This window comes from Vibrio sp. 1562, assembly GCF_033340155.1.
Lineage (GTDB): Bacteria > Pseudomonadota > Gammaproteobacteria > Enterobacterales > Vibrionaceae > Vibrio > Vibrio alginolyticus.
On the sequence record NZ_JAWOVY010000012.1, the window covers coordinates 85,322 to 109,031 of the forward strand.

At 44.9% G+C, this 23,710-nt stretch carries 24 protein-coding genes; 8 read left to right on the plus strand and 16 right to left on the minus strand.

The window, feature by feature from the left end; genetic code table 11:
* Positions 1 to 61: 61 nt before the first annotated feature.
* Positions 62 to 1,594: a DNA recombination protein RmuC gene (rmuC, locus tag R7Z49_RS14135; RefSeq protein WP_005379209.1), complete on the minus strand. Its 1,533-nt coding sequence runs from the start codon at positions 1,592 to 1,594 to the stop codon at positions 62 to 64.
* Between the two features lie 168 nt (positions 1,595 to 1,762).
* On the opposite strand from rmuC, the gene R7Z49_RS14140 reads away from it, so the two are divergent.
* On the plus strand, positions 1,763 to 2,668 hold the full coding sequence (locus R7Z49_RS14140; RefSeq protein ID WP_053349759.1) for a DMT family transporter: 906 nt from the start codon (positions 1,763 to 1,765) through the stop codon (positions 2,666 to 2,668).
* 194 nt (positions 2,669 to 2,862) lie between these two features.
* The gene (locus R7Z49_RS14145) at positions 2,863 to 5,310 is read left to right on the plus strand and encodes an EAL domain-containing protein (RefSeq protein ID WP_053349760.1); all 2,448 of its coding nucleotides are present in this window, start codon (positions 2,863 to 2,865) and stop codon (positions 5,308 to 5,310) included.
* A gap of 18 nt (positions 5,311 to 5,328) precedes the next feature.
* On the opposite strand, the gene R7Z49_RS14150 is transcribed toward R7Z49_RS14145, so the two are convergent.
* The 4 genes from R7Z49_RS14150 to R7Z49_RS14165 form a co-directional block, all read right to left on the minus strand.
* The gene (locus R7Z49_RS14150) at positions 5,329 to 6,399 is read right to left on the minus strand and encodes an AI-2E family transporter (RefSeq protein WP_005379202.1); all 1,071 of its coding nucleotides are present in this window, start codon (positions 6,397 to 6,399) and stop codon (positions 5,329 to 5,331) included.
* A gap of 80 nt (positions 6,400 to 6,479) precedes the next feature.
* Complete coding sequence (locus R7Z49_RS14155) at positions 6,480 to 6,776, minus strand: glycine zipper domain-containing protein (RefSeq protein WP_053349761.1); 297 nt, start codon at positions 6,774 to 6,776, stop codon at positions 6,480 to 6,482.
* Positions 6,766 to 7,278 (minus strand): phage holin family protein, encoded by a 513-nt coding sequence (locus tag R7Z49_RS14160; protein ID WP_318111759.1) that lies wholly within the window; start codon positions 7,276 to 7,278, stop codon positions 6,766 to 6,768. The genes R7Z49_RS14155 and R7Z49_RS14160 overlap by 11 nt, the downstream gene beginning before the upstream one ends.
* Before the next feature lie 48 nt (positions 7,279 to 7,326).
* Complete coding sequence (locus R7Z49_RS14165) at positions 7,327 to 7,575, minus strand: hypothetical protein (RefSeq protein ID WP_005379196.1); 249 nt, start codon at positions 7,573 to 7,575, stop codon at positions 7,327 to 7,329.
* 361 nt (positions 7,576 to 7,936) lie between these two features.
* On the opposite strand from R7Z49_RS14165, the gene R7Z49_RS14170 reads away from it, so the two are divergent.
* Both R7Z49_RS14170 and R7Z49_RS14175 read left to right on the plus strand, forming a co-directional pair.
* Positions 7,937 to 8,374: a DUF2383 domain-containing protein gene (locus R7Z49_RS14170; protein ID WP_005379194.1), complete on the plus strand. Its 438-nt coding sequence runs from the start codon at positions 7,937 to 7,939 to the stop codon at positions 8,372 to 8,374.
* 148 nt (positions 8,375 to 8,522) lie between these two features.
* Positions 8,523 to 8,921 (plus strand): hypothetical protein, encoded by a 399-nt coding sequence (locus R7Z49_RS14175; RefSeq protein WP_005379193.1) that lies wholly within the window; start codon positions 8,523 to 8,525, stop codon positions 8,919 to 8,921.
* Between the two features lie 202 nt (positions 8,922 to 9,123).
* On the opposite strand, the gene R7Z49_RS14180 is transcribed toward R7Z49_RS14175, so the two are convergent.
* From R7Z49_RS14180 to R7Z49_RS14200, 5 genes are all read right to left on the minus strand, one after another.
* Positions 9,124 to 10,788: a diacylglycerol kinase family protein gene (locus R7Z49_RS14180; RefSeq protein WP_186584552.1), complete on the minus strand. Its 1,665-nt coding sequence runs from the start codon at positions 10,786 to 10,788 to the stop codon at positions 9,124 to 9,126.
* 144 nt (positions 10,789 to 10,932) lie between these two features.
* Positions 10,933 to 11,364 carry a hemerythrin domain-containing protein gene (locus tag R7Z49_RS14185; protein ID WP_005379185.1) on the minus strand — a complete coding sequence of 144 codons (432 nt, stop codon included), beginning with the start codon at positions 11,362 to 11,364 and terminating at the stop codon, positions 10,933 to 10,935.
* Positions 11,365 to 11,468: 104 nt separating this feature from the next.
* Positions 11,469 to 11,666, minus strand: a complete 198-nt coding sequence (locus R7Z49_RS14190; RefSeq protein ID WP_005394413.1) for a hypothetical protein — start codon at positions 11,664 to 11,666, stop codon at positions 11,469 to 11,471.
* Between the two features lie 8 nt (positions 11,667 to 11,674).
* Complete coding sequence (locus R7Z49_RS14195; RefSeq protein ID WP_005379177.1) at positions 11,675 to 11,851, minus strand: DUF1328 family protein; 177 nt, start codon at positions 11,849 to 11,851, stop codon at positions 11,675 to 11,677.
* A 45-nt stretch (positions 11,852 to 11,896) separates the two neighbouring features.
* Positions 11,897 to 12,448: a BON domain-containing protein gene (locus R7Z49_RS14200; RefSeq protein ID WP_005379174.1), complete on the minus strand. Its 552-nt coding sequence runs from the start codon at positions 12,446 to 12,448 to the stop codon at positions 11,897 to 11,899.
* 435 nt (positions 12,449 to 12,883) lie between these two features.
* Between R7Z49_RS14200 and R7Z49_RS14205 the strand changes: the two genes are divergently transcribed.
* Positions 12,884 to 14,227 carry a sigma-54 interaction domain-containing protein gene (locus R7Z49_RS14205; protein WP_005382945.1) on the plus strand — a complete coding sequence of 448 codons (1,344 nt, stop codon included), beginning with the start codon at positions 12,884 to 12,886 and terminating at the stop codon, positions 14,225 to 14,227.
* Positions 14,228 to 14,320: 93 nt separating this feature from the next.
* Here R7Z49_RS14205 and R7Z49_RS14210 read toward each other — a convergent pair whose 3' ends face one another.
* The 3 genes from R7Z49_RS14210 to ftnA all read right to left on the minus strand — a co-directional run bounded on the left by R7Z49_RS14210 (position 14,321) and on the right by ftnA (position 16,636).
* Positions 14,321 to 15,514 (minus strand): NAD(P)/FAD-dependent oxidoreductase, encoded by a 1,194-nt coding sequence (locus R7Z49_RS14210; protein WP_005382944.1) that lies wholly within the window; start codon positions 15,512 to 15,514, stop codon positions 14,321 to 14,323.
* Between the two features lie 179 nt (positions 15,515 to 15,693).
* Positions 15,694 to 16,017 (minus strand): universal stress protein UspB, encoded by a 324-nt coding sequence (uspB, locus tag R7Z49_RS14215; protein ID WP_005382937.1) that lies wholly within the window; start codon positions 16,015 to 16,017, stop codon positions 15,694 to 15,696.
* Positions 16,018 to 16,108: 91 nt separating this feature from the next.
* Positions 16,109 to 16,636, minus strand: coding sequence for a non-heme ferritin (gene ftnA, locus R7Z49_RS14220; RefSeq protein WP_005379167.1), 528 nt, complete (start codon positions 16,634 to 16,636; stop codon positions 16,109 to 16,111).
* Positions 16,637 to 16,918: 282 nt separating this feature from the next.
* On the opposite strand from ftnA, the gene uspA reads away from it, so the two are divergent.
* Positions 16,919 to 17,344 carry a universal stress protein UspA gene (gene uspA / locus R7Z49_RS14225; RefSeq protein ID WP_005379165.1) on the plus strand — a complete coding sequence of 142 codons (426 nt, stop codon included), beginning with the start codon at positions 16,919 to 16,921 and terminating at the stop codon, positions 17,342 to 17,344.
* Between the two features lie 64 nt (positions 17,345 to 17,408).
* On the plus strand, positions 17,409 to 18,287 hold the full coding sequence (locus R7Z49_RS14230; protein WP_025768287.1) for a carboxylate/amino acid/amine transporter: 879 nt from the start codon (positions 17,409 to 17,411) through the stop codon (positions 18,285 to 18,287).
* A 69-nt stretch (positions 18,288 to 18,356) separates the two neighbouring features.
* Here R7Z49_RS14230 and R7Z49_RS14235 read toward each other — a convergent pair whose 3' ends face one another.
* The 3 genes from R7Z49_RS14235 to R7Z49_RS14245 all read right to left on the minus strand — a co-directional run bounded on the left by R7Z49_RS14235 (position 18,357) and on the right by R7Z49_RS14245 (position 23,110).
* On the minus strand, positions 18,357 to 18,929 hold the full coding sequence (locus tag R7Z49_RS14235) for a hypothetical protein (protein ID WP_132937279.1): 573 nt from the start codon (positions 18,927 to 18,929) through the stop codon (positions 18,357 to 18,359).
* 186 nt (positions 18,930 to 19,115) lie between these two features.
* Entirely contained in the window at positions 19,116 to 19,895 is a 780-nt protein-coding gene (locus tag R7Z49_RS14240) for a class I SAM-dependent methyltransferase (protein WP_132937278.1), read from the minus strand.
* A gap of 89 nt (positions 19,896 to 19,984) precedes the next feature.
* A complete protein-coding gene (locus R7Z49_RS14245) occupies positions 19,985 to 23,110 on the minus strand; it encodes an EAL domain-containing protein (RefSeq protein WP_318111762.1) in 3,126 nt (1,041 codons plus the stop codon).
* 113 nt (positions 23,111 to 23,223) lie between these two features.
* Between R7Z49_RS14245 and asnC the strand changes: the two genes are divergently transcribed.
* A complete protein-coding gene (gene asnC / locus R7Z49_RS14250) occupies positions 23,224 to 23,688 on the plus strand; it encodes a transcriptional regulator AsnC (protein ID WP_005389595.1) in 465 nt (154 codons plus the stop codon).
* Positions 23,689 to 23,710: the final 22 nt, after the last annotated feature.

Sequence of the window (23,710 nt, forward strand, 5' to 3'; positions counted from 1 at the left end):
CAGCGCTTTCCTCTACGGGGCGTTTGTTGACAAATAAAATCGCCCACTGCACTGCGGGCGATTAGTTTACTTTATCCTCAGCCGGATGTCTTTCTACTAACGGGTCATTTTCTGAAAATGCATCACTCTGCGCTAACTGCGCGAGGTCGGAAGAAATCGGTCGTTTAATTTCAACTCCCAAGTGTTTAAAGCTTTCGGCTTGGCGAATCACATTTCCGCGCCCTGTGGCAAGCTTGTTCATCGCACCTTGATAGCTTTGATTCGCCTTATCCAGCGCACCACCGAGCCCCTCCATGTCGTCTACAAACAATCGTAATTTGTCGTAGAGTTTTGTCGCACGCTGCGCAATCATTTTGGCGTTTTCATTTTGGCGTTCATTGCGCCATAGATTATCAATGGTGCGCAATGCCACCAGCAACGTTGTTGGGCTCACCAAAATGATGTTTTGCTCCATCGCGTCTTTGATCAAACTTGGATCGGCTTGAATCGCGACTTGGAACGCCGGCTCAACCGGGATAAACATCAGAACATAGTCCAAACTCTGAATACCTTTGAGTTTGTGGTAGTCCTTCATGCTTAACCCTTTGATATGTGCACGTAGAGCGGCTAAATGCGCATTCAAAGCCTGATCGCGCTCAGCATCAGTTTCGGCGTTGAAGTAGCGCTCATAGGCAACCAGCGCCATTTTAGAATCCACAACCACTTGTTTGTTTTGTGGGAGATGAACAATGACATCAGGTTGGTAACGCTTGCCAGCTTCATTTTGTAAGTTCACCTGAGTCTGATATTCGTGCCCTTCACGCAAGCCAGATTCGGCAAGTACCCTAGCGAGCACCACTTCGCCCCAGTTACCTTGCTGTTTGTTGTCCCCTTTCAACGCTTGGGTCAAATTAACCGCTTCGCGCGTCATTTGCTCGTTCAAACGTTGCAGGTTTTTCAGCTCATGCACTAAGGTATGGCGCTCTTTAGCTTCTTGACTAAAGCTGTCATTAACGTGCTTTTTGAACCCTTCTAACTGTTCTCTAAGCGGTGACAACAAGCCTTCTAAACTCTGACGGTTTTGCAAATCGACCTTCGCGGTTTTTTCTTCAAACAGTTGATTGGCCAAGTGCTCAAATTGTTGTTTCAAGCGTGCTTCTGCTTGTTCTAAAATTTGCAGTTTTTCGGCATTAGCTTGGTTAATTTGCTCATGGCGAGCTTGCTGTTCACGCAGCTGCGTTTCTAGACGTGATTTGTGTTCACGCATTTGGCCAAGCTCATCAAAGTATTGCTGGCGCTCTTGCTTTACAGCCTCGAAGTAACGCAGTTTTTCCATTGCTGCCATCAGCTTTCCATGTGTTTGGCGTACTTCAAACGCGGCTTTATCGCGCTCATCATCTAATTCATCCAACTCTTGCTGAGCATCGGCAAGGCTTTGCTTGACCTGTTCAAGTTGCTGTTGATGAAGCTGTTTTTCTGAAACAAGTTGTTGCTCGAGAAGCTGAGTTTGGGTGATAAAACGCTGTTTCACCCACCAACCGGCAGCGACACCACTAAGCGTGGCAGCACAAAGAGAAGAGAGAATGAGAGATTGGTACTCAAGAATCCATTGCATAATAGCGAGTTAGCCTGTGTTTTGTATCTATAACAATGGTATTTAGACACTGGATAAATGTCCAGTTTGTTGGATGAAAAATCCTCGCATACACTAGGCCTTCCTATAATATTCTTTCTTCCGCTCAAATTATCCAAACCGAGCGGCACATCATCACGCAGAGGCATCATGAACGAGCGTCGCGCCCTAGGATTTGGGCTCTCAGCAGTATTACTTTGGTCTACCGTTGCAACCGCATTTAAACTCACGTTGGCAGAATTTACGCCTATTCAAATGCTATGCATTGCCAGCATCGTCTCTGCGATTGCGCTAACAGTAATCTGTGGTGTGCAAGGTAAATTGGGCCAGTTAAGTGCTACATTTTTCTCAAACCCTTGGTATTACCTACTGCTTGGGTTGATTAACCCTTTGGCGTATTACGTTATTCTGTTCAAAGCATATGACTTGCTGCCCGCATCTCAGGCTCAAGCGATCAACTACAGCTGGGCCATCACCTTAACGCTAATGGCCGCTGTTTTCTTAGGACAAAAGATCCGTGGTAAGGACTGGCTGGCTTGCGGTTTTAGTTATGTCGGCGTGATAGTGATTGCCACACAAGGCAATCTTTTAGGCATGGAATTTGAGAGCCCGTTGGGTGTTGGTCTTGCGCTGCTATCAACGCTGCTGTGGGCCGGTTACTGGATTTTAAATACCAAAAATAAGGCCGACCCTGTGGTTGGCGTTCTGCTCGGCTTTTTGGTCGCTATTCCATTCGCCATTGGTTTAAGTCTTTATGAAGGTGCTGGCTGGCAGATGATCTCAGCTAAAGGCTGGGCAGCGGTGACGTATGTCGGACTGTTTGAAATGGGGATCACTTTCGTTTTGTGGCTGAGCGCACTCAAATCAACGCAAAACACCGCGCGTATCAGTAATCTGATCTTTGCTTCTCCATTTATCTCACTCATGTTGTTAGCTACCATCATCGGCGAAGAAATTCACCCTTCAACCTTGATTGGCCTAGTATTGATCATCAGTGGCTTAGTCATTCAGCAAGTCTCATGGGGCAAGAAAACCAAAGCGGTAAACGCTTCTTAATCACCTATCAAAAGCCCTAAAAAACGATGCAATAAGTTGGATAAAAAAGAGATATAGATAACATTTTAATGATAGAAAGCACTTTACGCTGCTAGGATTTAGCTACGCGTTGGATACGATACTCACAAAGCCCAATAGCTTACGCTAGATTCTAATATAATTACCTTTGGGCGATTTAGGACTCGTTATTAATTATGTTTCGCTTCGCTATTCCTTCGCCTTTGATGGCAGACTGGCAACACGTTCTGCGACAATGCTGTAATGTAACTCAAGCTCAGGGACAGCTTTATACTCTGAGCGATACTCAGCAGTGGCTATCGACTGAGGTGTCCACCTCAACCCAAAATCATCGTGCTATCGTCGATGTGATAACGCAAGTTGTCGATCACTTTACGCCGACAGATTTTACAGTTAGCCATACCCCCTTTGAAGAGCAAACCTTGAGCATTGGACCGATTTGGCTACCTAATGGCGAATTGCTTGCCGTACTGACACTGACTCACCCTAATGATCAATCAACGGTTGTTTCGGCATGGCTAAGCGCAATCGCGGGGCGGATCAGCTTTGATATCAACTTGCACTGTCAGCAAGAACAAACGCGACATCAAAGCGCGGAAATAAAGCCAACACCAACACTACAAGAGTTTATCGACTGCCTTGAAGACCACGTATGGATAAAAGGCATGGATGGTCTTTATTCGATGACCAACCGAAGCGTAGAAAATGCGTGGCAAAAAACCAACAGTGAAATCATTGGCAAAGACGATTTTGCCCTGTTTAGCCATGAACGTGCGGAAAAATTCATTGATGCCGATAAATTGGTGGTAGCCACTGGCACGCAAAATATTGTTGAAGAATGCCGTCAAATTGATGAAAACAATAACCCCACTTGGCTAGAAACCATTAAGTCTCCTGTCCGTGATCATGCGGGAAACTTAATCGGCATTCTGGGGATGACACGTAACATCACCCGCCGAAAAATGGTAGAAACGCAGCTCTCCTTAGCGTCCCAAATTTTCAACAATTCGCAAGAAGGCATGGTCATTACAGACCGCAATGCCAACATCATTGATGTAAACACGGCTTTTACCCAAATTACAGGTTACCGCTCTGAAGAGGTGATAGGAAAAAACCCACGAATTCTGCGCTCAGGTCATCATGATCAAGGTTTCTATCAACAGTTGTGGCATCAACTCGAAAACAAAGGCCAATGGAAAGGCGAATTCATCAACAGAAAGAAAGATGGCAGCATTTATCCGCAATTAGCGACCATTAGCGCCGTAATGGACGATAAAAACCACCTTATTAACTACATTTGTGTGTTTGAAGATATCTCTGTGCGTAAGGCACACGAAGAAAAGCTGCAGCGCATGGCTTTTTACGATCCATTAACCAATCTACCTAATCGCACTCATTTACTTAGCTTACTCGAGCAACACATCGAAACCGGACACAAAAGCCAGCAGACGTTTGCCACCCTATTCTTAGATATCGACCATTTCAAACACATCAACGATAGCATGGGCCACTTCTGTGGTGACCAATTGCTGTCTAAGTTAGCGATTCGTCTGCAAGATGTGCTTCACCTCAATGCGCATGTGGCTCGCATTGGCGGCGATGAATTTGTGATTATTTTGCCAGACATCCATAGTGATGTTTCCTTATTGGAAACCGTCGGCGATATTCTAAGCGTATTCCAGCAACCATTCGACTTGGCAAACCACGACTCACTTCGTGTCTCGACAAGTATTGGTATTGCCTTGTACCCAAGAGACGGTCAAGACAGTGAAACCTTACTGAAAAACGCAGACACCGCGATGTACTTAGCGAAGAAAAATGGACGCAACGGCTACGCGTTTTACTCACCGGATTTGACCGATAAATCCGTATCCCATGTACGCATTCAATCCGCTTTGCATCAAGCAATAGAAAAACAACAACTCCGGTTAGAATTCCAACCGCAATACAATTTGGAACAAAATACGATTGTCGGCGTGGAAGCTTTATTACGCTGGCAGCATCCAGAGTTTGGCCTTGTACCACCAGCAGACTTTATTCCAATTGCAGAAAAAACAGGGCTGATTCAAAGCATTGGTGAGTGGGTGTTACAACAAGCCTGTTTGCAAGGTAATGCTTGGCTGGACCAGGGCATCGAGTTTGGCAAAATCGCCGTCAATGTTTCTGCATTGCAGCTTCAGCAGTCAAATTTCATTCAGCGATTAAGTACTATCCTCGATAACACCGGATACCCTGCCCAACGGTTAGATTTGGAGATCACAGAGAGCTTTTTACTGATCGACCCTCAACAAGCCATTGCATCGTTAAATCAATTACGAGAGCTGGGTATTGAGATTTCTCTGGATGACTTTGGAACTGGCTATTCGTCTTTGTCTTACTTGAAAGGTTTGCCAATCAACAAACTGAAAATTGACCGCTCATTTGTCAGTGATGTCCCAAGTAATAGCGACAGCAACGCGATTGTGAATGCCATTATTGCCATGGGAAAAACGCTGTCGTTGAAAGTCGTCGCGGAAGGGATAGAAACTCGGGAACAAGCCGATTATTTATTCGAAAAAGGCTGTATTTATGGTCAGGGATATTTATTTAGTCAGCCAGTGAGCGCTGAAAAACTGTTTCGTTGAACCAGCTTGCTCCTCAAGTCACTCTCGCGGTGCCACGTCCGCGGAGGTGATTTGTTTTGCTTGATTTTGGGTTGATTGGCATAGCTCTAGACGATCAACCAAAATATTGATACAAACCAGCAACGGCACACCGATCAATAGTCCCATTCCGCCCCAAAGCCAGCCCCAAAAAACAAGCCAAACAAAAATCACTAACGGGTTTAAGTTAAACCTTTTCCCCAATAGTGTTGGTGTAACAAACTGACTTTCAATCAAATTGAGCAGTAAATAGATAGACACCACCGTCAGCATAAAACTGACCGACTCCAACTGCAGATAAGCCACAAAACCGAAACTCACCATGGAGATGACTGGGCCGAGATACGGCGCAAAATTCATCACGCCAGCAAACGCGCCCCACAAGAACGGGTCCTCAAGGCCTAAAACAAAAAACACCGCCCCAACACTCAACCCAAGTCCCGCATTCACCAACGTGATAGTGCCAATGTATCGAGATAGGTCTTTCTGTAGTGCTTTGACCAGTTCAATCGCTTGGCGCTGCTTGGCAAACCCATGTAAGTAAGACACTGACTTTCGAAATAAGCTTCGTCCATGATTGAGCATAAAGTAAACCATAAACAGCACGATCATCGCTTGTGTCAAAATCGTCGGCGTAGTGGTCGCGAGCGTTTTTACCAAAGAAAAGACGGTGTTGTTCCCGACCTCATCCATACTCATATCATTGGCGATATTCAATGGAGTATTAAGGTGATCAGCCGAAGCTTTAGTAACTTCACTTACTTCTTGCGACACATTTTTCACGATACTGGGCAGCTCAGACCACCATTGCTTGGCGGGCTCCGACATGGCGGCAAGACCAATAATTGAGGCGCCAACGAGGAATGACAGTGTCAACACGACGGTAATAGCACGTGGTAAGCCTTTGTCTTCAAGATAATTAATGAAAGGACTGCACAGCAGAGAAATAAAGGTGCTAAGTACAATAGGTAACAATATTGGCTTGGCAAAATACAGCCCTGGGACGAGTAACAGGACGAGAAGCGTTGCACCAATCGCAGTGTTGGCAGGAATGTTCAATTTCGCTGTCATAATAAGCTCAGAATCGGTAAGAAAATTTTGCGGTGAAATCCGCTATTAGAGTGGTTCGCCCTCTGTCGTCGCAGCGTTGCTTATTTGTTTTGTGTTGCTGCATTTCCATTTTGCTCCGCATCTGACTCATCCAGAGAAGCTGCCGCGACCGGCTTTGTGAGCGAATCGGTAATATCAGACACGCTGCTAACCAATAGCCCCATTGACGAAATAGAAGAAGTCAGTCGAGACAATCGACCTGCTTTTGCAGCGGTAACGGCAACGACAGCACTAATGCCTAATGTCGTCCAAGGGTTTTCTCTCACAAACTTCTTGGTGGTAAACGTGAACATTTCCATCGACAAACAGCATTGCTCTAGAGACGCTTTACCTTCCATCCGCTTGATCCGCATGGCTCGGTTGAGCTTTTGTAGCGAGCGCATCCCACCCCTCCTGTAATTGTTCTGTCGTATTTTTGAATCCAAGAAATCCAACTAAACGCTTCTGCCACCAGGCTAAAGCAAATAATGCCAAGCCTAATGATGTGATAAATACACCCACGGCAACATATACGTTGGCAGTTAACTGATAAGCCACCACCCCAGAGGCAAGGCACAAACTGAATACGAACAATACCGACAATAGGGTAAAAACAACGGTACACAGCAAAATCTGACGCACTGCGGACACGTTAACTTTCATCTCCAAGAGGAACAAATCCAACGTTGAACCTGACCATGCTTTTAGCGATTTCGTCAGTTGGTCCAATTGCGCAAGAATGCTGCTCAAACCATTAATGGTTTGTTGGATATCCTGTTCTTCTGCCCCATCAGGGGCTCGGCCGCTGTCTGAAGCCGCCGAGCCTGATTGCTGATTGGTAACTTGCCCTGAGTTATTCATGTGAAGCCTCGCCTTTCTGTTGTGTGGCTTAATCCTTGATGACCACTATTATTTGATCAGCTTCGAAACCGCCCAACCAGCAAGGAAGGCACAGCCTATGCTCAGCAATGGGCGCTCCTTGATTACATTTTCTGCCGACTTAGTCGCCTGCTGAACTTGCTGTGCACCTACATCCAGCTTCTCTTTGGCTTGGTCTTTCATCGCGCCAACGGCTTCCGTCGTGGCTTGTTCCGCTAAGTGATATGCTTCTTCTAACTGCTCTTGAGGTTTTACTGTGCTTTCTTTTGTAGTAGCCATAACTAGCCTCCATTAATGAGTTGAATAGTGAATCAAGTGAAACAATGTTTGACCTCACTTACTCCCTACAAAGCCATATCCATGCCAGAATTTTAAGTTATTGTTTTTTATTGATTTTATTTTTATTTTGATAAAAAGCCGTATCTGTACGTGTAATTCTTTCCAGGCTTTCCCCGCCATTCTTGTAATTTTTTCTTAGCGCCTTACCGACTGTTAGCAAGTTATTGCAAAACAAGATATTAAGTCACTGATTAATAAGACTTAAAGTTCATTGGCATACAACCTGCAACTGAAGACGAAACATCGTGTTTGTATTCCATACGCTCAAACACCCCTATCACCAGTAAATAAGGAGTGGCATATGAAAAATGAAAACATCGCCTCAATCATTGAGCTTATCGAAAGCGGAAATGAAATTTACAACAAGGCCATCGAGAACATCGACAACACTTCTTTGAATAATGTGTTGGTAGAACTGCTCAGAGTACGTGAGCGTGCAGTCATTGAGCTCACTCCCTACTCTCTAGCAAGTAACAATGAAGAATCTGCCGACGACACTCCGGTTTCCTACACCATCAAGGCGCGTGAGGTCTACAGCGACGTGATGAAGGAAGTGTCCTCTGACAAAGAGTCTATGTATTTAGAACAGCTTGAAGGTGTCGAAAGCAAGGTACTCAAAGAGATTGAGAATTTGATTACTTCCCACCCAGAGCAGGCGGATAACTCGGTTCTGCTGAAAGTTCGTAGCGATATAAAAAGCTGCAAAGAAAAACTCAGCAGCATCAGCCTTATTAGCTAAAACTTGGTGGTCGCCTTTGCAATAAAGCTCAGTATTGAGCAAAGAAATGGCCAACTTGCTTTGGCCATTTCTGACAAGCCCACAGGCGCATTAACATAACCATCACGAGAAATGTCCCACGACAATAGTCATAAATAAAGAGGTCACTATGACATTGGATAACAATCGAGTAAGGGAGCTACTCGTAAAAATGACACACCATCGCCAAACGTGTTTGCCTCTCGTTAACCCGCAATCACATATGACACTCGCAAGAGCGGCATATCGATTCGTGAAAATAGAAAAAGTGATGATCAAAAAGATGGCGAAGCTGTTCTTCGATCAAGACGGTGAACAATTCATTGCAGAAAATGCCACCGAATACGGCGTTGCCGAGTTAGGCAATTACAAAGAAATGCATTTTATGAATAAACTACTGTTAGATGATTTAAAAGCCCTGCTTAGAGCCATTGACGACACCAACTTAACCGCACTTGTTTCTTATTGGTTAGCTGCTTTACAAGTTGAAAACGATGAAATTGAAAAGCACTTACCTCAGGGTGAGTAATTGTACTCGCCCTTCTTTCTTTCACTTTGTTTAAACCACATCCCCAATCAACCTAGTAAAAGGTGCAGATAGAAAAAAGCCGCTGCATCTACGCAGCGACCTTAATAGCCTTTTTACGACGCACACCAAATCATCAAACAACACAGAAAAAGCGCCATGTAGAATACGAAGCAAATGGCGCGTTATCCGCGGATTATCTGTGTTAAAGCGAAGCTGATTTACGTCTCTGGCTTGGAACAAATACGTTCAATGACTTTGGACGCAGCTTGATTGCCAGTTGCTCATCAGAATACAGTTCACCATCAATCACATACTCAATCGGTTTATTCGCAGAAATAGTGACGCTCTGAGCCGTCGCGTATTGAAAATGTGTCGATTCTTCCTGTGCGCCTACGCTCGTTAATGTCAGATCCGACAATGCGATAAGACGTCCGCCTAAAGACTCGGTGTGATCTAAATATGTGATATGCAGCTTGCCATCATCAGGCTGCGGCGCATCACCACCTTGGGCAAGCAACGTACTAAATGGAGCGATATTCGCAACGACAAAACTATGGACTTCAAGCGTTTGTGTATTATTGTCGTGGTTTCCATCTCCAGTTGGAGCATCTAACGAAACGGTTAAAGCTTGCGTTTCTTCCGCCACTACAGCATTAAAAAAGCCGGTGAGGTAAGCGAGTTGTCCAAAAACATTTTTCTCTTCTCGCTGAGCGTGCTCGATCATTTTCTGTTCTAGCCCAATGCCTAAGACCAATAAAATAAGCCGCTGATTACATTCCGCAGTATCAATACGTTGGCAGTGTCCGCCAAGCAACGCTTCACACGCTTTTTCGACTGGTGAGAATTTTGCGCCAACGCCATAGAGCACATGACATAACGCATTGGCAGTTCCGAGCGGAACAATACCGAGTTTGAGGTCGGTATCCACCAATTGGCTCGCCACCTCTGTTACTGTGCCATCGCCACCAGCTACGATGATTTGCTTAGCTCCACTTTCTTTTGCCTGTTGTGTTAGCTGCTCGGCGCTGAGGTTTGTGGTGGTTTGATGAATACTCAAGCGATATTTTTTGGTTAGTTCACGAATCAAGTGCTGTTCGTTTTCCTCCCATTTGCCGCCACCTGCAACAGGGTTAACCACCATCCAAGTGGATTGATCCAGCCCCAGTACGCCTTTTTCACTGATCGCTCGTAACGTCCTAATCTGTAATTTATTCAATCTCGCGGTACTGCGTACGTCATTGATTTTTTTCATCACGGATTCAACCGTCAGTGACGGGTCTTTGCTCAGTAAATACGCCGCCACAACAAACACTGAACGACCACGCCCTAACGCACAATGCACAACCACTGCCCGCGAGCACGAGATTTGAGTATCAATCCAGTTAATCGCATGGCGAAGGCGCTCTAGCGTCGGGGCTTTGTGGTCGAGTACCGGAATCGAAAGGTAATGAAACTGCTTGTCGGTCATCGCACTTTCAAGGCCTGCAAATTCTGCGGTGACATCGACAATACAAGAGATTTCATTGGATTCGAGAAAATCTAAGTCACTCTGAAACAAACGGCGAGATAGGTATAAATTGTCGCTGACTTTTTGGATTGGAGGCACTGTATCACGCCGTCTTTCCCAGGCGTTATACGCTCTAGCCCCCAATAGAAATGGGATGAATGCCCAGCGAATCCACCTGACAATCTTGCCATCTTGGTTTTTTCTAAAAATAGAGGGAATGTCGAATACGTAGGCTACGCTGACCAACGCTAAAGAAAGAGATATCCACAAGAACAGCAAACTAACGATAATTTGAGGCGTATATATAGCGGCCAATAAACTGATCAGAGCGCCAAGAATATAATATTTGATGATAAACATTCGCTCTCCTTGCCTTCAGCGAGTGCACTTTTTAGTGGAAGTTAGAATACGCGGGGGATTGAGCTTGGATACATGAACTTGAGTAAACGCCTTGATTGAGTGCCTTCCCGTGCCGAAATGGCACGAAAAGGTCCAACACTCTACCTAGCTTGCCATCTCTTCAACATAACCATCCGCTAGTTTCATTTTCTGCTTATCGGTCATTACTTTGCCGGCTAACTGGAAGAAACGCTGTTCTTCTTCCTCAAGATGGTGCAACACTTTGTGACGCAAGGTTTTCATTAGGTTGAGCCACGCTGGCGAGCTCATATCGGTTGCATCAAGCTGTGCAATCACTTTATCAATTTCATGATGCTCTGCGATGCCATGGCGAGTGAGATCAATGGTCTTATCGCTATCTATTAAAGGCGCGTAGAAAAATCGCTCTTCTGCCGCTGCGTGCTGTTCGAGTTCCTCTTTAAGGTTGTGGTAAAACTCTTCACGAGCGGGGGAATCTCCAGACGTTTCCATCAGAGCATCGAGTAAAAGGCGCTGCTTTTCATGACTCTCTTTCAGTACATCAAATATGTTTTTCATCTTTGACTCCTTATCTGATTGTAAACAATTGGGACAAAAGGAAGGGCGGTGATTGACCGCCCCTCTCTTACATAGCTATGCGTAAAAAACCTAACCTGATTCGGCTAACAGTCTTGGTCTTCAGCGTTTAGATTTTCTTTAATGTTTTCACATTCATCTTCAATCGCATTTTGGGTTTCTTCGGCGGCTTCATCTATCTTTTTGCCGGCCTGTTCCATTGGCCCTTCTTCACTACAAGCTGCCAACGCAAACACCAAACCGAATACTGCGGCGATACGGTAAATAAATGACGTAAGTTGCATGGAATCTCCTATCTATTTACGTTTTTTCTTCCTAGCAGAACAATCACTATTGATACAATTAATGACAATAGGAATAGGTAAAATATCACTTGCGCGATAGAGGCAGCAGCTCCTGCAATACCAGTAAAGCCTAATAGTGCAGAAATTAGTGCCAGTGCCAGAAAAATAAACATCCAACGAACCATAGTGTTACCTCCTAATAAAAGTGGGTTAAATCACTCGGCTCGCTATTATTGAACCACTTCTAGCTTATCAATCACCTTATTTACGTCATTGGTGTTATTTGCAATTGAAATTGCAAGATCATGCTCCGCATCTGAATTAACTTTACCTGCCAACGTTACCGTTTTGCGTTCTGTCGTTACATCAATATCCGTACCACTCACATTGGTATCCATTAGTAGGCGCGTTTTAACTATAGTCGTGATTTTAGAATCGGTCAGTGTAGCTAAAGCTTCTGAATCAGTTTCTTTCTTGCCTTCATTCACTACTGACAATTCGTTGTTTACTTTTTTCACACCATCAAGACCAGTAACAAGCTCTTCGGCAAGTGATTTTTCAAGATCATTGTTTACCGAACCAGAAAGGGTAACGACCTGATTCTCAACATCGGTATTGATATCAAAAGAGTTGAGATTGCTGTTTAGCAGTAGTGTGGTTTCAGCTTTACCATCTAGCCAAGCGTCCATGGATTCTTTTTCCCATTTATCACTCGCTAAGACTGCTGTAGATGAAGTAGCAAGAACTGACGTAAGTACAATTTTAGCTGCGATGTTATTCATGGTAATTCTCCTTTATTGACGTTGCACTTCCCTAGGAGCAAACCATGTGCCAACTTTATAACTTATTGTTTTTAATTAACTAATAAAGAAAAGAGGTAAAAATGAGATGAGCAATAAAGTATAAGCATGAATTATTTACACGTAAAAAATGTAATTTTTAATCGGTGACAAGCCTCCGTCACTTGTGCCGAAATAACCTGATAAAACAGAAAGGCTATTTCTCCAGAATCAATTAATAGCAAAATTATTATTTAAAAAATAAAAATCTGAACAAAAGGAAATATCTACTGATGGCTCTCACCGATATATATCAAAAAGGGGCTAACAACATAAAAATACCGAACAAATCCTTAAATCTATGCTGACAATATTTTGTCTTGTGAAGTGAGAATAATCCACGTACATTGTTTCTGTCATAGTAAAGAGGACATTTCTATGTCGATGCCAAGCCTGTTTCTAAGAATACAAGATCCATCACTTAAAAATGCCATCGCTTCTTGCCAGGAACTGAACAAATTTCGTCTGCATGACATCGATGCCGCAGACCAATGGATTGAAGATTTCCTACAACTCAAACCGGAAGTTGCGATTGTTGAAGTCGCCCACTTTACTAGTGCAGATTATCAACGTCTTTCTAATATCGAAGACATCTACGATATGGACTTGATCATCATTAGCTCAGGCGCTCCAAACGAGAACTTGGATAAGCTGATGAACTTGGGTGCTATTTTTCACTACAGAAAGCCCGTTGATATTGCCATTCTGACGGACACCCTGAGCGAAGTCAGCCAGTACTATCAACACAAACAAGATCAAGGGCGTAAAGTGTCCACCAGCGATCTTGACCAATTTGGTCTTTTGGTCGGCTCTTCCTCTCCGATGCATCAGCTCTATCGTATGATCAGGCGCGTTGCTAAAACAGAAGCCAACGTCCTTATTGTCGGTGAAAGTGGATCAGGCAAAGAACTGGTGGCGCAGACCATCCACTTAGCGAGTGAGCGTAAACAACAGCCCTTTATAGCGATTAACTGTGGTGCCATTAGCCCTGAATTGGTTGATAGTGAACTGTTTGGCCATGAGAAAGGCGCTTTTACCGGAGCAAATAAAACTCACCAAGGTGTATTTAAGCAGGCAGAGGGCGGCACCCTATTTTTAGATGAAATCACCGAGATGCCTATCGAGCATCAAGTGAAGCTATTACGGGTGCTAGAAACCGGAGAGTATCGCCCAGTTGGCAGTAATACGGTTCATATCGCTAATACTCGCATCATTGCTGCTACAAACCGTGATCCTAAAATCGCCATTGAGGAGCAGTTCCTGCGTGAAGATCTGTTTTTCCGCTTATCGCATTTCCCATTAACGATACCGCCACTGCGAGAACGAGGCGGTGATATCGTCGGTCTGGCCAAGCACTTTATCGCGCACCGCAACGCCAATGAGGCAAAAACCAAAACGATTCTTGACTCTGCGATCCAAAAAATCGCTGCACACGACTGGCCAGGTAATGTCCGTGAGCTCAAACACACGATCGAGCGTGCATTTATTTTGGCTGATGACACCATCCGAGATGAACACCTTATCTTCGACACACCACCATTGGAAACAGGCACCAGCATCGAAGACCTTGTTCCGGCGGGCGTTTCGCTAGAAGAGCTAGAAAAAGCCGCCATTCTCAATACCCTTGAAGAGAATCAAGGCAATAAAACGGAATCAGCGCAGGAGTTAGGCATTAGCGTGAAAACGCTCTATAACAAACTCGAAAAGTATCAAGACGAGTAACTCGCTATGGGAATACAAAAAGAGCACTGACTTTTATTCAGTGCTCTTTTTGTATCTTATCTTTTATGCAGTTAGGCTGCGTTTGGTGTTTGATTAAACCCACTGCCCCGCAACAAAGCCGCTCGACCAGCACCACTGAAAATTGTAGCCCCCTAGCCAACCAGTCACATCCATCACCTCACCAATAAAATAAAGCCCTTTAATGTCTTTGCATTCCATGGTTTTCGAGGATAAGTGATCAGTATCGACACCGCCGAGTGTCACTTCCGCAGTTCGGTAGCCTTCAGTGCCATTCGGGGCGATATCCCAATGCTCTAGGCGCTCCACAATCGCCGCAAGCTCCTTTTGATTGAACTGTTTTAGCGGTTTATCGACTAGCTCTTTACGTTCAATTAAGACTTCAACCAGACGCTTAGGCAGCACTTTGGCAAGCGTATTCTTGAGTGACTGATTTGGATGCTTCTCACGACTGCGTTCTAATAACTCAGCAACATCATCGTTTGGCACAAGATTGATCAACACCTTTTGTCCGGCCCGCCAGAATGAAGAAATCTGTAACACTGCTGGACCAGATAACCCACGATGTGTGAACAACAGGGCTTCTTTGAACATGGTGCCATCTTCAGCCGTAATTTCCGCAGGTACCGCGATACCGGATAACTCAGCAAAGTCTTCTTTGTCTTCTTTATGCAGAGTAAATGGTACAAGACCTGCCGTGGTTGGGATAACTCGAAGACCAAATTGTTCCGCGACTTTATAACCAAATGGTGTCGCCCCCAGTTTTGGCATCGACAAACCACCTGTTGCGATAACTAAAGACTCACATTCGACAATCTCAGTACCAGCATGCAAACGAAAGCCTTCATCAATTTTTTCAATCGAATGAACATCGCATTGGTAACGCTGCTCGATGTTCGGCATGTCACACTCAGCTAACAACATCTTCACGATATCTTTGGCCGTAAATGCATCGACACAAAACAACTGGCCGTGATCACGCTCTTCGAACTCAATGCCATGTTTACACACCATCGAGATGAAATCCCAGTTAGTGTATTGGGAGAGCGCCGACTTAACAAAGTGCGGGTTTTGACACAAATAGTGATTAGCTGAAACGTCGTAGTTAGTGAAGTTACAACGACCACCGCCCGAGATAAGGATTTTACGTCCTGGCTTTTTAGCATGATCGAGCACCAAAACACGGCGGCCTCGCTTGCCTGCTTCTGCAGCACACATTAAACCTGCTGCGCCTGCGCCAATTACAACAACATCAAATTTCTTACTCATCGGTAGCTCTTAGACTGATTGGTATCGAATCAAAATAAAAAAGGATGTGCACATTGCACATCCTTGCTTTCTAGGCGCGACATTCTACCGACAAATACCGAAAGGGAAAAGCGCTTAAACTCTAAGCGCTCTGTATGTCCGCAAAATCTCAGACAGAACAACTTCTGGATTATTGACTCTTAGAGAATGAAGGCCGCAAGTAGCGTCACGCCGAGCAACGCGGTCGATAGAACAAACAATTCACGCACTCTTTCACACTTACCAGTAAAAATTTCATCGTGGTGATGATGATATTCTTTACTTTTAATGTAGTGATACAACCTCACCTGCTTGGTGACATTTCCATGAGTAGTAAAAAAACCATTACCATCAACTTGCTGATATAACAGCGGATGCGCTTCACGCATGATATAAATTAGAGAACGAAGAGCGGTGAGATACCGGATCATATTAACTCCAGTTACCACCATTAGCGCAAATAAGATTGTGTCTCCACTGATCATCTTTTCCTCCCTACATCTTCAACAATGCTCAAAAGAAAAAGACGACCAAGACTTCGTCTTTACCCGCTACTTACAACGTCCCAAAACGCGTTTACGCAGCTGGAGCATCCATGATTGAAGATGAACCTTCTTTCGCCATTTGTGCTAGATCTTTGTCGATGAAGAACAACGCTTTACCGTCTTCACCTACCAGTTCGATCTTATCTAAAATCCCTTTAAACAACTTCTCTTCTTCGTGCTGTTCTGACACGTACCACTGTAGGAAGTTAAACGTTGAGTAGTCTTGGCTAGTAAATGCAACGTGCGCCAGTTTGTTGATTTTTTCCGTGATCATTTGCTCATGTTCAAATGTCTCGCGAAAAACGTCACCTAGGCTCGCAAAGTCATGCTTTGGCGCATCAATAGCGCCTAAGATTGGCATTGAGCCAGTTTCACTCACGTAAGTGAATAGGCGTTGCATGTGCTCCATTTCTTCTACGGCGTGAGCGCGTAAAAATTCAGCCGCACCTTCAAAACCTTTGTCTTCACACCAAGCACTCATTTGTAAGTATAGATTGGATGAGAAAAATTCTAGGTTAATTTGCTCATTCAATTGTTCGACCATAGTTTGAGACAGCATGTTAACTCCTATTATTGTGCATGCAATATACCCAAGTAACCTCGAAATAAATGACGCTGCGAGAATAGCTTGGTCTGGCAGACACGGCGAAGTTTCACTTCAACTCCAGTCAGTAACACTACGCTTATTTCAGCATATCAAAGTCACTTGGGTATAACGCCACTATAACATGATTACTGAGACAAGACTTTGTACCTACGGCACCGATATGAGATCACTTCAGCAAATTTTTTTTGGGGTTGGTGCTAATCTAAAACTATGACCTTACAAGGAGATAGCAATATGAGTTACAAACACATACTTGTGGCAGTCGACCTTTCAGACGACAGTAAAGTGTTGATTAAGAAAGCCGTATCACTGGCTAAACCTCTGGATGCGAAAGTCTCTTTTATTCACATCGACGTGAACTACGCAGAACTCTACACTGGGCTTATCGATATCAATATGGCAGAAGCGCAACATCAAGCAATGGAAGCATCGCGCACACAATTGGCAAACTTCGCAGAATATGCGCAATACCCAATTGCCCATACTTTAGTCGGTAGTGGCGATTTGAGTAATGAGTTGTGCGATACCATTCAAGACTACAGTATCGATTTGGTGGTTTGTGGTCATCACCAAGATTTCTGGAGCAAGATTCTATCTTCGACTCGACAGCTTATTAACTGCTCACCAGTCGATATGCTGGTCGTACCGCTAAAAGACTGATTGGCGCAACGATAAAACTTGGTTAGACTGCGGGCACATTTGTTGTTGATAAAGATTCTCATCCATGGCTTATCTATCCGCAGTTACCCTACTTTGGGCATTCTCATTTAGCCTGATCGGCGTTTACCTCGCCGGTCAGGTTGATTCTTGGTTCTCGGTGTTCATGCGCGTGGCACTGGCGAGTTTGGTTTTCATTCCCTTTTTGAAATTCCGTGGCGTTAGCAAATCCCTAATCGCGAAACTGATGACTGTCGGTGGCTTCCAGCTCGGTTTGATGTATTGCTTCTACTACCAATCTTTTTTGCTCCTTTCCGTGCCAGAAGTATTGCTGTTCACCGTATTCACACCCATTTACGTCACGCTAATCTATGACTTCTTGAAAGGTCGCTTTTCACCTTGGTACTTAGTTACCGCTGCAATAGCCGTATTTGGTGCCGCCTGGATTAAATTTGCAGGCATTAATGAAGATTTCCTACTGGGCTTTTTGGTCGTACAAGGAGCAAACCTCTGCTTTGCCATCGGTCAGGTGGGCTACAAATATATCATGGAGAGTGAGCCCGTCGATTTGCCACAACACACCGTGTTTGGCTACTTCTACTTAGGTGCACTTTGTGTAGCAACCGTGGCTTTCGCGCTCATGGGTAACCTCGACAAACTACCAACCACTACAACGCAATGGGGCATTCTGACATACCTTGGGTTGATTGCTTCTGGTTTTGGTTACTTTGCTTGGAACAAAGGCGCGACTATGGTGAACGCAGGTGCACTGGCAGTAATGAACAATGCATTGGTTCCGGCGGGCTTGATTGTAAACATTGTGATTTGGAACCGCGATGTTGATGTCATGCGACTCGCCATTGGCGGTGCGATCATCATGCTATCCCTATGGATTAACGAAACCTGGGTGAAAAAGCGCGTCGAAATGAGCTACGCCAATAAGTAACGCCATCGCTACTAACAAATATTCCAGCAATAAAAAACGCTCTCCGACTGGAGAGCGTTTTTTGTTTGATTAATGCACTTTGGCTTGTGAGATTGCGTTTATCAAAGCATTAGGTGGCGTTGGCAGCAACACTTCTAGTTTCGCATTACGCGCTTCCAGTTTACGCTGACGCTTAAGTAACTTTTGTTGTTTTTTCGCCACTTTTAGCAACTTCTTTTGCTGCTTATAGTGCTTTTTCAGTGCTTTTTTCGCTTTCTTGAGCGATTTTTTATCCGCTAAATCAAACCATACTGATGCGTCGGCTCTTACTGGCTCCGGAGATTTTTTGGCTTGTTTTTTCTCTTTCACGCGCTCAACAACACGCTTCACAATCGCTGCTTTTTCGTTGCTTTGTTTAGTGGTCACTGGAATCGCTTGTGATGGCAGAGCTTCAACCAATAAGCCACATGCTTGTTGCTCACTCAATGGCTTGTCTTGGCATTTTTGTGGAGGAATTGCGGCTGGCTTACAAAGGGTATCTTTGGCCGATGAAGAGCGTGCGCAAGAACGACAAACGAATTTTGGTGCGACAACTAAACGATGGATATCACCAAGTTCTGCCGCGATCTGTTTGCGACTCATTTTACATAAACGTTTAGCCATTCTACTACTCCAGCTTCCCAGTTATCGACCGCATCACAACAAGTGAAATAATAATAATTCTTAGTTAGATATACAGTCAGGGAAGGGAATTAGCAAGAGAAAACTATCAATAGAGACGAGGAAAGAGAGGCTGAGTCACAGCACGACACACCGTACTATGACAAGAAAAGTTGAGCCGTCAGGAAGTTATGCCATCGATGCTTTAACGTAGACATCGAAGCGATTTTTTTTCGTTTCAATCGCCATGGTCGGTTTTTTCTCGTTCAGCCAGTTAGCATAGTCTGGGCGTTTAACTACTACACGCTTTGTGGCTAACGCCATGGCTGGTTCTAGCAGACCATCGGCGTCCAAATCGGCGCCAACCAACGATTGGAAAACGCGCATTTCTTTTTTCACGAGCGCCGACTTCTTTTTATTTTCTGGGTGCGGATACATCGGGTCAAGATACACCACATCTGGCTGGAAAAAGTCTTTATCTTGCGCCAATTGTTCCAGCGCATCATGGCTAGAAGCATGGATTAGCGACATGCGCTCAGATACCCAGGTGCCGATTTCTGGGTCTTGTTTCGCTCGATCCAAGCCATCATCTAACAAAGCCGCTACGACTGGATGACGCTCGACCATCTGCACTTTACAACCTAGCGAGGCGAGCACAAACGCATCACGACCAAGACCTGCCGTGCCGTCTAACACGGTTGGCGTTGCCCCTTTGTTCAACCCCGCAGCTTTCGCAATTGCTTGGCCTTTACCACCACCGAACTTGCGACGATGACCTACCGCACCACCAATCAAATCCACAAAGATTGCCCCCAGCTTTGGCTCATCCACTTTACGTAGCTCCAAACGCTCGGTGGTTAGCACCAAAGCAAAATCGCTATCGTCAGTGTGAGAAAGCTGCCAACGCGCAGCGAGTTCATCAAGATGAGATTGTTGAGACGGGTTTTCACAGATCAATTGCAGTTGCAAAAGGAGGCTCCAATAAAAATCGAGGTAACTGGCGCTGAGTGTATACCTAAGTTACCTATTAATGCTAGGTTGAGCTTGCTACGAAGAGGTTATACAACCGTCAGTTGCTCCACTAGCTCAGAAAGCGGCTTAGGATGACCAATACCGTAGCCTTGACCGTAGTCCACACCGAGGTCTATCAAATGCTGCATAACCTGGTCATTTTCGACAAACTCCGCCACCGTCACTTTACCTAGTTGCTTCGCCAAGTCATTGATTGAACGAACCATCACGCGGTCCATTTCATTTACGTTGATATCTTGCACGAAAAGACCATCAATTTTCACGATATCGACAGGAAGTTTCTTTAAGTAACCAAATGAAGACAATCCAGATCCGAAATCATCCAATGCAATCATACAACCCAAAGCCTTTAGCTTGGTAAACAGCTCAATGGCTTGATCCAGATTGCTCATCGCCGCTGTCTCGGTGATTTCTAAGCAGATTTTTTCACACGGCAGAGTCGAACTTTCCAATCGCTCCAATAAGAAGTCAATAAACTCTTGATTCCCCATAGATTGACCTGAAAGGTTTATCGAACAGCGACCAAGCTGTTCAACCACCTCAGGACGCTGTTCAAACCACTCTAGCGTTTGAGTAATAACCTGCTTATCAATCCAATGGGCAATGTTGTAGCGCTCGGAAGCAGGGATAAACAGCGCAGGAGAAACATAATCACCGTACCCATTGCGAATACGCACCAAAATCTCAAAATACATTTGAGTCTCGTGCTTTTGTAAGCTTTTTATCGGTTGAGCAAACAGTTCTAAACGTTGATTCGACAATGCCTCATGCACCAAATTGACGCTCTGCATTTCCATCTGACGACGCTGCAACTCTTCGTTATCTAAGCTGAATAGATTATAGCGGTTACGGCCTTGCTCTTTAGCGGCGTGACAAGCAGAGTCTGCTTGAGCATGCACCATTTGTGGCGTATCAGCGGTATGATCGATGATACGGATACCAATTGAGCAACTGATGAACAGGCGTGTGTCTTCCCAAATAAAGAGGTGTTCGCTTAGTGTCGAGATGATCAGTTTGGCAATATTGATGGCGCCATATTCGTCACAGTCTTTGAGTAACACCGCAAACTCATCGCCTCCCATTCGAGCCAAGGTGGAATTGTACGGCAGAACGCCTTCCAGCATACTGGCGCAGAATTGAATCGCCGCATCACCTGCATCATGCCCAACCGTATCATTGAGGACTTTTAGTTGATCTAAGTCGAGGTACAACATGGCGTGGACTCGACGATGGCTGTCCACTTCGCACAGTGCGGTCTTAAGCTCTAGTTCAAAATGGTTTCTGTTGTAAGTCCCCGTCAGTAAGTCATAGCGAGCTTGGTATTCCAATTTCTCGGAGAGCAGTTTGGTTTCGGTAATATCTTCGCCCACAATCAGCAGTTGCTCAGATTCACTCAGCGGACGAATATTCTCGCGCACCCAAACACGATGACCATTTGCATGACGATACTCGACTTCACGTCGCCAAACACCATGCACTTGCTGGTTGGGTTGCAATAACACTTGGCGAGGGAACAGCACTTTGTCATCAAAATAGAACTCCCTCAGGCGATGTCCGAGCATGTCCATCGGTTTGTAGCCAAGAAGTAGTTGAGCAAATCGATTCACTTCTTGAATTCGGTTATTACTATCAAGCGTCACCATCATCACGGGCTGCTGCTCGTAATAGTTGCGTAGGGTTGACTCACGTTGGTAGAGCTTGTCCTCCATCAATTTACGACTGGTAATATCGCGCGCTTCAAACAAGTATTGCTTATGATTCCCTACTTGCTGAGAAAAAGGCTTGAGCGAAACTTCTAACACCAATGCGCCGTGTTCTTTACTCCAAATTTCAGCTTCAAACGTCGACACTTGATGGTGAGGCGCGTGGAAATACTCCTCAAGCAACGCTTGTGCTTTTTCACTCCAGTTGGGGTGAAACCAAAGTGGTCGGTCTAAGCGCAGTCCTTGGTGATAAAGTAAGGATTGAAGGTGATCGTTGCCCGATTTAAGCACACCGTTGGCATCCAAAATGCCCATATACTGCATGCTCTGATCGAAAATCGATTCTAGAATAGCCTGGCTTTCTCGCGCAGCGCTCTCACTTCGACGCATCCGCTGTAAATAATAACCCATCAGCAAAATGACCACCGACATCACCACAAACAGGCTACCAAACAGGCGAATTTCCTTGGCAAAACGTTCAGAAAGCTTCATTGGCTTATTAAAAAATACCGCAGAAACCTCTTGTTCAGCCCCCAATCCCCAACGCGCTACCGCTTGGTAATCGAGCTTTATTTCAGAATCACTTTTTTTCACCGCAGGCAGAGGCTGATCAGGGTTATCCAAAACGAACTCAAGCATCTCTGCGCTCTCAATACCATGCCGATAACCACTTTGAATAACCCCTCCAACTGCGCCATGACCCAAACCAATGTCATGCACCATAAACAGCGGCGCGTTTGAGACTTTGTTGACACCAACCCAGTCACGCTCGCTGCCAACCATACCTTGTTTATCTCGGTAATAGGTCCAGAACAAGACGACTTTATCGGAACTCAGTTTTGCGACTTGTTGTTTTAGATCGATGATACTGTCTGGGACAACTTGTACGATTTTGTCTCGATATTGCGGGAACTTGAGGACAAAATTGTCGATTTGATAACGCAACACCTCACCGGTCACCGAGTGGTCACTGACGATGAGAACTTGTGTGTAGTTCGGATGTAAGCGCTCAATAAGAGCGAGATTCGCTTCCAAATCGACATCTTCCATAACTCCGGTTGCATTCAGAGAACGATGTAAAGAAGGATGGTAGTTATTAATGCCGTTAAATATAACTGGGGTGTCTTTGATGATTGAGGCTAAACGCTGCATGAGTTCAAGCGCATTGTTATCGCTCACTAAAATGGCATCGAATCGCTCTTTGCGTAATTTCGTAAGATATAAGGATTTTAGTTGTGCAAAAAACTGCTCACTCTGGTTACGTTTCGAGTCTAGATAGAGCACACGCATGTCCAGCGCTCGATCGCCCAGCTGTTGCTCGATGCCTCGCTGTATGGAGTCCGTCCAGAAAAAACCCTGATGATAGGAGTGCACGACCAACACCTTCGGATCTGAGGCCGTAGCAAACGCGCTCCAACATAGCGCGGCAATAACCAGAAAACGCTGCACATTATCTCCATAGCTCGGAGTTAACCCGCAGTTACTCCTGCCAAACCTTGTGAATCCTATCCGCTATGAGTATAAAAGGGAGGTAAAACTCTATCCCTAACGGAAATCATAGTATGAATGCGAGCCTGCCGAAACTCGACGACCTTGACCGCGCAATATTAAAAACACTGATGGCTGACGCCAGAACGCCCTACGCAGAAATGGCAAAGCAGTTCGATGTCAGCCCTGCCACTATCCATGTGCGTATCGAGAAGATGAAGTCGGCGGACATCATCGAAGGAACGGAGGTGATCATCAATACTAAAAAGCTTGGCTACGATGTGTGCTGCTTTATTGGTATTAACCTCAATGCAGCTCGTGATTACCACTCCGCGTTAGAAAAACTCAACGCGCTCGACGAAGTCGTTGAAGCTTACTACACCACGGGCGCGTATAACATATTCGTCAAATTGATGTGCAAATCGATTGAAGAGCTGCAATTTGTACTGATCGACAAGCTGCAAGCCATTGATGAGGTTCAGTCCACGGAGACATTGATATCGTTGCAGAACCCGATCAACCGAAACGTAAATCCGTAAAATTTTTTATAAAAAATGTACA